This window comes from Agrobacterium sp. 16-172Ci (assembly GCF_053522725.1).
The window spans coordinates 1-9,718 of the sequence record NZ_JBNWBW010000049.1 but is presented as its reverse complement, the minus strand read 5'-3'; the positions used below and the strand labels follow the sequence as shown (position 1 = coordinate 9,718).

Here is a 9,718-nt window from a genome sequence, read left to right as displayed (position 1 = left end):
AACAAACCATGGCAAAACGCTTGACATCAAAGACAGTCGCTCATCCCGCTGCCGCGACCTTCTCCCCGGCGGGGAGAAGAAACAAGCGGCACGCGCTCGCCAATAATCAAGCCCCGCAGCCACAGCCAGCCAGCGCGGCTTTGCTTTCCCCTCACCCGCCCTGCGCGACCGGACGACGCCGTGACGGCAGGGTCATGGCCAGCACGCCGGCAATGACGCAGACGAGCCCCACCCACATGGCAGGTGTCGGCATTTCCCCCAGGAACGCCATGCCGATGGCGACGCCGACCGGCACCCTGAGATAGGCCTGGGAGGTGGTGCCGACGGAGCCCAGCGTCTGCATCAGCCGGAAATAGATCATAAAGGCAAGCGCGGTCGAAAACACGCTGAGGCAAAGGAGCGCCGTCAGTGAGGCCGCCGAAGGCGACAATGTCCAGGGCCGGTCTACGATCAGGCTCACGGGCAACAGGAAAACAGCGCCGCAGATAAGCGAACCCGCTGCCGGCATGATCGGATCGAGCCCCTTGAAATTTTTACTGAAAATAGCCGCACAGGCATAGGAAAAAGCCGCCGTCAGCACGGCGAGCTGGCTCCATATCGCCTCGCCCGCACCGCTCAGCGCTTCGACACCGATGATGAGGCACACGCCCGTCATGCCGGCAATGGTGCCGAACAGCTTGCGCCCGCTGACCGGCTCGTGCCGGATAACGAGTGCGGTGAGAAGAAAGGTGAATATCGGCGTCGTTGCGTTGAGAATGACGGCAAGACCGGCATCGATGCTCTGTTCCGCCCAGGCGATCAATGTGAAGGGTAGAACGCTGTTGATGCAGGCCTGAATGAAGAACAGCCGCCATGTCGCCAAATCCGTAGGCAGGCGCAGCCCGCGCAACCGGATCACCGCGTAGAGCAGCAGACCGGCGATCAGGGTTCTCGAGGCGATGAAGGTGATCGGCGGTATCGTCTCCACCCCGATCTTGATGAAGGTATAGGATGCGGCCCACAGGGTGGACAACAGGGCGAGAAACAGCAATTCGCGGGCGATGGGGTTCTGGGAGGTCACGGATCGATTTTCTAACTGCGTTCAGGATGGCCCGTTCTTAACCCGAAAACAAGCATCTATGCTTCGGCCACGGCCGAAGTTTCAATCATTCTCTCAAAAAAAGCTCCGCACGGCGTGACCATGCGGAGCTTCTGCAAAAGAGATCGATGACGGGTCGGGCAATCAGGCCCGGCGCTCATCCACCGAGAAGGCGCCCGGACCGGCAACGAACAGATAGAGGAAGATGAAGCAGAACAGGATGGCGGCATCGCCACCGTTCAGGGCCGGGAAGAAATTGCTCGGCGCATGCGCCATGAAATAAGCGACTGCCATCTGGCCGGACAGGATGAAGGCGACGGGTCGTGTGAACAGGCCGATCAGCACGAGAATGCCGCCGACGAGTTCCAGCAGCGCCGCCACCAGCAGCATCGTCGGCAGGGAGCCATCCATCTGCGACGCCGGAAAACCGAACAGCTTCTGCGTTCCATGCGAAATGAAAAGCAGCGCCGTCATGATGCGCAGCGCCCCCAGTGCCTGCGGGCGATAGCGGGAAAGAGAGTCGAAAGTTGCCATGTTCATGTGTCCCCGTTGAAGTGGTGCCGCGCTCGATACAGTGCATTTAGGCCTTTATGGATACACGTCTCGAACACCGGAAATCACGTTTCCGATATAGCAGAACTCCCTTAAATACTGAAAGGGAGGCATTCTACACATGGTTGATTTTCCAGCATAAAATTGACCGTCTGCCGAAAAAATCAACTCAAGGATACAGGCATTTTCTGGCGTGGCAAAGGCGGAAAAATCCGCCTCTTCCTCACGCCTGCAAGACGACGACCTTCGAACCGACCGGCACGTGGCTGTAAAGATCGATGATGTCGTGGTTCAGCATGCGGATGCAGCCGCTCGACATGGCATGGCCGATGGATTGCGGCTGGTTGGTGCCGTGCAGACGGAACATGGTGTCGTTACCGCCGCGATAGAGATAGAGCGCGCGTGCGCCGAGCGGATTGTTCGGGCCGCCCGCCATGCCGCCGGCGAATTTCAGATTGCGCGGATCGCGGCGCATCATGTTCGCGGTCGGCGTCCAGGACGGCCATTCCGCCTTGCGGCCGATATAGGCATCGCCCTTCAGCGCAAGACCCTGCCGGCCGACACCGACGCCGTAACGCATGGCGCGACCATCGCCCATAACGTAATAAAGCCGCCGCGCCGGCGTATCCACCACGACCGTTCCGGCCGGGTGCATGGTATCGTAGGTGACTTCCTGCCGGCGCAGTTCCGGCTTGACCTTGTCCAGATGCATGGCAGGAAGCGGGAATTTCTCCTCCGGCTTTGCCGCATAATTCAGCCTCTGCTGGCCGATGCCGGTATTCGCGCAGCCGGCCAGAAACAGCGGCAATCCGAACAGAACACCACGACGTGAAATAGACATGTAACCCCCGCCAAATCTTTGGATTAACGAGAGGTATAATTTTATGGTTAACAAAGCCCTAATATGAGGTTGTGGTAATTAAAGAATTTCCAGGAAAAGTGGAGCCCCGCTTTCCGTCCGGAAATGCAGCAAAACAAAGAGTTAGAGCGCTTTCGCTGCTCGAAGAAAAGCGAAAAGGCTCTAACGTGCGACAACCGCTGCGGCAGGTTTGCGATTGGCGAGATAAACCCCCGTCACCGCCAGAACGGTGCCGGCAATCATGGCCGGTGTCAGCGTTTCGCCGAAAAGCAGTGCTGCTTCCACCGCCGCAAGCGGCGGGACGAGATAGATCAGCGAGGCGGCCCGCGAGACCTGCCCGCGTCGGATGAGATAAAGAAGCAACGCCACGGCACCGATGGAGATCGCACCCACCGACCAGGCAAGCGTGGCGGCAAGACCGAGGCTCCAGTCCACATGCCCATCCTCCAGCAGAAGCGCGAAGGGCACGGTGACCAGCAGCGCACCGACATATTGCAGCGTGGCCACCGCCATGATGTTTCCACCATGGACGTATTTCTTCTGGTAGAGCGTGCCATAGGTAACCGACGTCATGCCCAGCACATTCACCGCCACGGCGTAAAGCGGCACCGACAGGCCGACAGCACCGGTGGCCATGACCTTCGGCAGCACGGCAATGGCGATGCCGGCAAAGCCGATGAGCAGGCCGGCGCGCTGCAAGGGCGAGATCCTTTCGCCGATCATGTAGCGGGCGGCCACCGCCGTCATCAGCGGCTGCAGACCGGCGATGATGCCGCCGATCGCCGCCGGCACGCCCTGCCCTATCGCCCACCAGATCATGCCGAGATAAAGACCGTGCAGGAAGACGCCGGAGAGGATCGCCCGGAAGAGATCGGCACGCCGCTCAGGCCACTGGATGGAAGAAAAGCGGCAGATCGCCCACAGCAACGCCCCCGCCAGCAGATAGCGCAGACAGAGAAAGGTCAGCGGTCCGGTATAATAGACCGCATATTTGGCGGTGACCCAGCCGGTCGACCAGAGAAAGACGAAGATGGCCGGAGCCAGACGGTCGAGCGACATGGGAACATCCCCTGTGCCGCACCATGCCCGTAACCGGACACGGTGCGGGAAAGGCGGCGAATTGATATTTCTGCGGCTTCACGCAAACCGGCGAAAGATCGAGCCGGGTATTCAGCAAGGCGGTATCCGCATCCCGACGAAAGGTCAAAGGCGTTTTCGTGATCACATCTTTCAGATTTTCTGATGCGACGCCCGATATTCATCAACCGAAAGCGAGCGACTAAAATTTATGCATTCGCCCACGGCGCACACAGTACCGTTACCCCAATACGCGCCTCGTCCCCGCGCAACCAATTTTCTAATGCCGCATTTATAGGCTGAAACCGAAAAAACGCTTCTTTTTTAAAACTCTAGGGCGGTAAAAAATCTTCTCGGGGAGGCCTGCATAGTTCTTGCATTGCATTTAGCGTTGTATTCATATGGCAAAAAAGGGGACATCGAAGTTGGCATTTGACGAAATGATAAATGCGGACGACACGCCGCGAAGCCCATATGAAAACTATAACGAGTGGTACAGCCGACAGGACAGGGCGCACCTGATCCAGAAATCAAAAGACGCGGAAAACATCTTTCGAAAAACCGGTATTACTTTCGCAGTCTATGGCCATGCCGACAGTTCAGAAAAACTGATCCCCTTCGATATTATCCCGCGCATTATCTCCGGCCGCGAGTGGCGCAAACTGGCCCAGGGTATCGAACAACGCGTCCTCGCCCTCAATGCTTTCCTCGACGATATCTACCATAAACAGGAAATCATCCGCGCCGGCCGCATTCCCCGCGAAATCATCGAGAAAAACGAAGCCTTCCTGCCGGAAATGATCGGCTTCACCCCACCCGGCGGCGTTTATACCCATATTGTCGGCACGGATATCGTTCGCACCGGCGAAGACCAGTTCTACGTTCTGGAAGACAATGCCCGCACCCCCTCCGGCGTCAGCTACATGCTGGAAAACCGCGAAACGATGATGCAGATGTTCCCGGAGCTCTTCCATGAAAACCGGGTGCGCCGGGTAGAGGATTACCCCTATCTGCTGCGCCAGTCGCTCGCCTCGCTCGCACCGCCCGGCTGTTCCGGCAAGCCGCGTGTGGCGGTTTTGACGCCCGGCATCTATAATTCCGCCTATTACGAACATTCCTTCCTCGCCGACATGATGGGCGTGGAACTGGTGGAAGGTTCCGACCTGCGCGTCATGGACGGCAAGGTCAAGATGCGCACCACCCGCGGTTATGAGGCCATCGACGTGCTTTACCGCCGCGTTGATGACGACTTCCTCGACCCGCTGACCTTCCGGCCGGATTCGGCGCTCGGTGTTCCCGGCATCATGGATGTCTACCGCGCCGGCAACATCACCATCGCCAATGCCCCCGGCACCGGCATTTCCGACGACAAGGCGATCTATTCCTACATGCCTGAGATCGTCGAGTTCTATACCGGCCGCAAGCCGCTTCTGGAAAACGTGCCGACCTGGCGCTGTTCGGAGCCGGACAGCCTGAAATACGTGCTGGACAACCTCGCCGATCTCGTCGTCAAGGAAGTTCACGGTTCGGGCGGTTACGGCATGCTCGTCGGCCCCACGGCGACGAAACGCGAGCGGACGCTGTTTGCGGAAAAGCTCAAAGCCCGTCCCGCCAATTACATCGCGCAGCCGACGCTGTCGCTGTCCACCGTGCCGATCATGGTGAAGAACGGCATTGCGCCGCGCCATGTCGATCTGCGCCCCTATGTGCTCGTCTCGGACAAGGTGCAGATCATTCCCGGCGGCCTGACCCGCGTGGCGCTGAAAAAGGGCTCGCTGGTGGTCAATTCCAGCCAGGGCGGCGGCACCAAGGATACCTGGGTACTGGAGGATTAAGCCATGCTGGGCAGAACGGCAAACGGGCTCTACTGGATGTTCCGGTACATCGAGCGCGCTGAAAACATCGCCCGGCTGATCGATGCGGGCCTGCGCGTTTCATTGACGCGCTCGGGCAGCGGCGATGAGGACTGGGATGGCGTGCTGCAAAGTGCGGGCGTGCGCGAAGCCTTCCTTGAAATGCACAAGAAGGTGACGGCGGCGGACGCGATCGATTATCTGCTTCGGGAAAAATCGAACCCTTCCAGCGTCATGTCCTGCATCGAGGCGGGCCGCAACAATGCCCGCATGGTGCGCACGGCGCTGACACGCGAGACATGGGAAGCCACCAACGAATTCTGGATCGAGCTGAAGAACATTCTCGGTCGCAAGCTCAACCATGCCGAACTGCCGCAGACCATCGATGTCATCAAACATCGCGCCGGTCTGGTGCGCGGCGCCTTCCACGGTTCGATGCTGCGCAACGATCTCTATAACTTCTCCCGCATCGGCACCTTCATCGAACGCGCCGACAACACGGCCCGTATTCTCGACGTCAAATATTACGTGCTGCTGCCGGCGGTCGCGCATGTGGGGTCGTCGCTCGACAATGCGCAGTGGGAATCCATCCTGCGTTCGGTCTCGGCGCACCGCTCCTATGGCTGGGTCTATGATGCGGAATACAAGCCGGCCAATATTGCCGACTTTCTCATTCTCAATGGCCGCATGCCGCGCTCGCTGGCCTATTGTTATGAAAAGATCGCCAGCAACCTCAATTACATCGCCGAGGATTACAGCGAGAGGCACAAGGCGCACGACACGGCCGAGAGCATTCGCGACAGCCTGCGCGCGACCACCATCAGCCGGGTGATGGATGAAGGCTTGCACGAATTTCTGGAGAGATTTGTCAACCGCAACGGACAATTGGGGCAGGAAATCACGGAAGGCTACCGCTTCTATCAATAAGCGCGTGGACGGGGACAGCTTATGCGTCTGAAAATCACCCATACGACGGAATATGTCTATGACGAGCCGATGCCCTATGCGTTGCAGCGGCTGCGCCTGAGGCCGCAGACCGGCCCCGGCCAGACGGTGGAGAACTGGGATGTCTCGGTCGATGGCGCCACCGTCGAAGTGACCTATGACGACCATTTCGGCAACCGTGTTGCGCTGGTGGAAACCGAAGGCCCGCAGCAGCGGGTGAAGGTGGTGGCGAGCGGCACCGTGAACACCGAGGACAAGGCCGGCGTGTTCGGTTACCACATCGGCAATGCGCCGCTGTGGCTTTTCCTGCGCGAGACGCCGCGCACCAAACCCGGAAAGCTCGTGCGCGAACTGGTGAAGGTGAGCGCCGGCGACAGCGAGCTGGCCCGCCTGCATGACCTGATGGAAAATATTCACCGCAAGGTAGAGTATGTGCCGGGCGCAACCGATATCGAAACCACCGCGGAAACGGCGCTGGAAGCGGGCAAGGGCGTCTGCCAGGACCACGCCCATATCCTGACTTCCGCCGCCCGGCTGATGGGCCTGCCCGCCCGTTACGTTTCCGGTTATCTGATGATGGAAGAGGTGGAGGAACAGACGGCCACCCATGCCTGGGCCGAAGTGCATCTTCAGGGGCTCGGCTGGGTGGGTTTCGACGCCGCCAACAATATCTGCCCCGACGACCGCTATGTGCGCATCGCATCGGGCCTCTGCTACCGCGATTGCGCGCCGATATCGGGCATGCGCATCGGCCCAGCCGGTGAGACCCTGAATGTGTCGGTCACCGTGCAGCAATCGCAGGGCCAGAGCCAGTCGCAGAGCTGACACGATGACTGGCAGGGACGACGACACAATCGGCTTTTACACGGGTAACGCTGCGGCCTATACCTCGCGCGGGCAGGCGGCGGATCGCCCGCATCTGGAAACATTCCTGACGCGGCTGCAAGAGGGTGCAAGCATTCTCGAGCTGGGATGCGGCGGCGGGCAGGACAGCGAATTCATGCTGGCCGCCGGTTACGATGTCCACCCCACCGACGGAACGCCTGAAATCGCCAAAGCGGCGCAAGCCCGGCTCGGCATTCCCGTCCGGACATTGCTGTTCGAGGATATCGATGAGAGTGCGCGATATGACGGCGTCTGGGCCAATGCCTGCCTGCTGCATGTGCCTCGCCCTGCCCTGCCGGGCATTATCGGCTGCATCCACACCGCGCTGAAACCGGGCGGCGTTTTTTATGCCAGCTTCAAGGCGGGAGAAGCGGAAGGCCGCGACATGTTCGGCCGTTATTATAATTACCCTTCGAAGCCCTGGCTGGAAGACGTTTACGGACAGTTTGACTGGGCGGCGGTGGAGATCGAGGCGAGGCAGGGCAGCGGTTATGACAAGCTCCCGACCGCATGGCTGCATGTGACGGCAACGAAACCCTGATCCGGCGCGACAACTTGACGGTTGCGAAACCCCGTCCCACCCGGTTTAATCCCCGCATCGATTTGAAAGCATGATCCGGCTTCAGCCTGCGGGAGGAAAGCCGGCCGGGAGACGGCCTTGTACAGCATTTCCGACTATCGCGACTGCCAGTCGCATGGACCCGTCATCGCCGAACGGGTCTGGACGGCATGGTGGCAGGATAGCGGGCTTCAGGTCGGCGACGTCGCCGAGCACCTGAAGGACATGACCGACCCCCATACGCTGCCCACCGGCTTCGTCGCCCATGACGGCAGCGATTATGTCGGCTCCGCCTTCCTCATCCATTGCGATCTGGAAGAACGTCCGCAATATCTGCCCTGGGTCGCAGCCCTGTGGGTGGAAGAAGACCGCCGGCGCTCGGGCGTGGCGCGGGCCTTGATGCAGGCCGCGACGCAAAGGGCAGCCGAACTTGGCCACGAGACCAGCTATCTCTGCTGCCAACGGGGTCTCGAAGCCTATTATGTCAACTGCGGCTGGACCGTTCTGGAACGTGGCGTCGGCAAACACGACCTGACGGTGCTGACCTACACAACAGGTAAATAGGTTTCCGCCGCGATCCGCCGCCGGAAACCCCTGAACCGCCTGGAGGAACCATGCAACCGCCAACCGCCATTATGGAAACCGCGCTCTACACCGACGACCTCGACGCCGCCGAAGTCTTTTACCGGGATGTTTTCGGGCTGGAAGTGGTACGCAGGCTGCCGGGGCAATTCATCTTCTTCCGATGCGGGCAGCAGATGCTGCTGCTCTTCGACCCCGAGCAATCCCGCCGGGCCGACCCCGACAATCCCATCCCCCGCCACGGCGCGGTGGGGCAAGGTCATTTCTGCTTTTACGCCAGGGACAAGTCGGGGGTGGACGGCTGGAAGGCGCACTTCGAAGCGCTCGGAATTCCCATCGAACATTATCACCGCTGGCCGAATGACAGCTATTCCGTCTATATCCGCGATCCCGCTGGTAATTCGGTGGAGGTTGGGGAAGGCAAGCTGTGGGGGATTGAGTAAGCCCAATACCCGGAAGAAACGCTATGAAGAACATTTTTGTCGTCACGCACACTCAGTCCATCCACCATGTCGAAAACAAGGTCGGGGGTTGGTATGACACCGAGCTGACACCCAAAGGTGTGGCAGATGCGGAAGCAACAGCTGCTAAGCTTATGACCTTGATTGGCAGTGCATCAATCGAAATCTTCAGCTCCGATCTTCTCCGGGCCTCCCAGACTGCGGCAATCGTTGCTGAACATCTCAAGCGCCCTTTTGAAATCACAAATGACCTGCGAGAAATCAGCTACGGTTCGGCTGGCGGCATGCCACAGGAATGGCTCGACGCCCGCCAAATCCCCGCTCAGGACCACAATCGGATGGATCACCGAGGCGGAATCGCCGATGCCGAAACGAGACGTGAGGTGGCGGAAAGAGTGTATCGCTCTGTTAACACCATTATTTCGCGGCCATGCCCAACACAGATCATCGTTACCCATGGCTTTGCCCTTACCTTCGTCATCGCAGCATGGATCAAGATGCCAATAGAAAGCGCCGGCTATGTCAGCTTTCCGGCGCGGTCTGGAAGCATTACCCACCTAAGACAAGATGACTATTGGCAAAGTCGATCCGTTATTGCTTTGGCGGATGTTTCCCACCTGAAGGCAAGCTGTGGGGGTTCGGGTGAGGCAAGCGCCTGACAGTTGCCCGATACACAACGGGATAACGGGATGAAAGAGGTATCATTTTGCGCATCCTCGGGCTCGTCCGAGGATCTATCCACGTCGCTTAAAATCAATCGGTCGCAGGTCCTCGGGCCTGTCCCACTACTGTCCGGTTTAAATTTGTGGCCATTGGAAGGCCATCTGGTTTTGATTTGTGGGTTTGTCTGGTGGCGGGTTTAGAAGC

11 protein-coding genes are annotated in these 9,718 nt (G+C 59.3%); 7 read left to right on the top strand and 4 right to left on the bottom strand.

The window, feature by feature from the left end; all coding sequences use genetic code 11:
- Positions 1-151: 151 nt before the first annotated feature.
- The 4 genes from ACQZ40_RS25360 to ACQZ40_RS25345 all read right to left on the bottom strand — a co-directional run bounded on the left by ACQZ40_RS25360 (position 152) and on the right by ACQZ40_RS25345 (position 3,548).
- A complete protein-coding gene (locus tag ACQZ40_RS25360; protein ID WP_142779609.1) occupies positions 152-1,060 on the bottom strand; it encodes a DMT family transporter in 909 nt (302 codons plus the stop codon).
- A gap of 162 nt (positions 1,061-1,222) precedes the next feature.
- Positions 1,223-1,612, bottom strand: coding sequence for a DoxX family protein (locus ACQZ40_RS25355; RefSeq protein WP_003520528.1), 390 nt, complete (start codon positions 1,610-1,612; stop codon positions 1,223-1,225).
- 241 nt (positions 1,613-1,853) lie between these two features.
- A complete protein-coding gene (locus ACQZ40_RS25350) occupies positions 1,854-2,471 on the bottom strand; it encodes a L,D-transpeptidase (protein WP_448748893.1) in 618 nt (205 codons plus the stop codon).
- Between the two features lie 180 nt (positions 2,472-2,651).
- Positions 2,652-3,548 carry a DMT family transporter gene (locus ACQZ40_RS25345; RefSeq protein WP_065655058.1) on the bottom strand — a complete coding sequence of 299 codons (897 nt, stop codon included), beginning with the start codon at positions 3,546-3,548 and terminating at the stop codon, positions 2,652-2,654.
- A 443-nt stretch (positions 3,549-3,991) separates the two neighbouring features.
- Between ACQZ40_RS25345 and ACQZ40_RS25340 the strand changes: the two genes are divergently transcribed.
- From ACQZ40_RS25340 to ACQZ40_RS25310, 7 genes are all read left to right on the top strand, one after another.
- Positions 3,992-5,401, top strand: a complete 1,410-nt coding sequence (locus tag ACQZ40_RS25340; protein ID WP_065655059.1) for a circularly permuted type 2 ATP-grasp protein — start codon at positions 3,992-3,994, stop codon at positions 5,399-5,401.
- A 3-nt stretch (positions 5,402-5,404) separates the two neighbouring features.
- A complete protein-coding gene (locus tag ACQZ40_RS25335) occupies positions 5,405-6,346 on the top strand; it encodes an alpha-E domain-containing protein (protein ID WP_065655060.1) in 942 nt (313 codons plus the stop codon).
- A gap of 21 nt (positions 6,347-6,367) precedes the next feature.
- Positions 6,368-7,189: a transglutaminase family protein gene (locus ACQZ40_RS25330; RefSeq protein ID WP_078051720.1), complete on the top strand. Its 822-nt coding sequence runs from the start codon at positions 6,368-6,370 to the stop codon at positions 7,187-7,189.
- Between the two features lie 4 nt (positions 7,190-7,193).
- Entirely contained in the window at positions 7,194-7,790 is a 597-nt protein-coding gene (locus ACQZ40_RS25325) for a class I SAM-dependent methyltransferase (protein WP_448748892.1), read from the top strand.
- A 117-nt stretch (positions 7,791-7,907) separates the two neighbouring features.
- A complete protein-coding gene (locus tag ACQZ40_RS25320) occupies positions 7,908-8,372 on the top strand; it encodes a GNAT family N-acetyltransferase (protein WP_448748891.1) in 465 nt (154 codons plus the stop codon).
- 50 nt (positions 8,373-8,422) lie between these two features.
- Positions 8,423-8,833 (top strand): VOC family protein, encoded by a 411-nt coding sequence (locus ACQZ40_RS25315; protein WP_448748890.1) that lies wholly within the window; start codon positions 8,423-8,425, stop codon positions 8,831-8,833.
- A 23-nt stretch (positions 8,834-8,856) separates the two neighbouring features.
- The gene (locus tag ACQZ40_RS25310; RefSeq protein ID WP_080856681.1) at positions 8,857-9,510 is read left to right on the top strand and encodes a histidine phosphatase family protein; all 654 of its coding nucleotides are present in this window, start codon (positions 8,857-8,859) and stop codon (positions 9,508-9,510) included.
- Positions 9,511-9,718 lie beyond the last annotated feature (208 nt).